Source organism: Herbiconiux daphne (genome assembly GCF_024979295.1).
Lineage (GTDB): Bacteria > Actinomycetota > Actinomycetes > Actinomycetales > Microbacteriaceae > Herbiconiux > Herbiconiux daphnes.
Map to the genome: position 1 here is coordinate 1 of NZ_JANLCJ010000800.1, position 525 is coordinate 525.

At 50.9% G+C, this 525-nt stretch carries 1 protein-coding gene; it reads left to right on the plus strand.

Features of this window, described 5'->3' with window-relative positions; translation table 11 throughout:
- Positions 1-97: 97 nt before the first annotated feature.
- Positions 98-525 (plus strand): DUF4102 domain-containing protein (locus tag N1032_RS27770; protein ID WP_259543962.1); only part of this gene is annotated, 428 nt, incomplete at its 3' end.

Here is a 525-nt window from a genome sequence, read left to right on the forward strand (position 1 = left end):
CACTAGTTCGCCTGGGAATAAGGTCAAGTTTCTCCCATTGACCACGCCGGTCATCGTGTTATATTCAGCTCTCAATCTTTATCATTGAGATAAACAAATGGCTCTGAATGAATCGTGGCTGAAAGCCAACCACGGGAAAGCGCGCGACGGCCAGACCGTCACCGCAGACCGTGACGGCCTAAGCGCAAAACTTTCCCCACGCGGGAAAATAACCTGGCTGTTTCGCTACACGTGGAACCGAAAGGCGAAAGCCATCACCCTCGGCTCTTATCCCTCGACGTCGCTCACCGCTGCACGAGCTGAGGCCGTCAGATTGCGAGGTGAGCTGGACCAACACCGCGACCCCGCATTGACGAGACAAGCCGAACGCGCCGCCGCAATGGAGGCAATAACAAACGAGCAATTGATTTGTGAATGGTTTAATAAATATTGCTCGGCCAGAAAGAAATCAGCGCAGGAAATAAAACAATCATTCGTAATTCATATATTTCCAATAATCGGAAATAAACCGCACGACCAGACCAC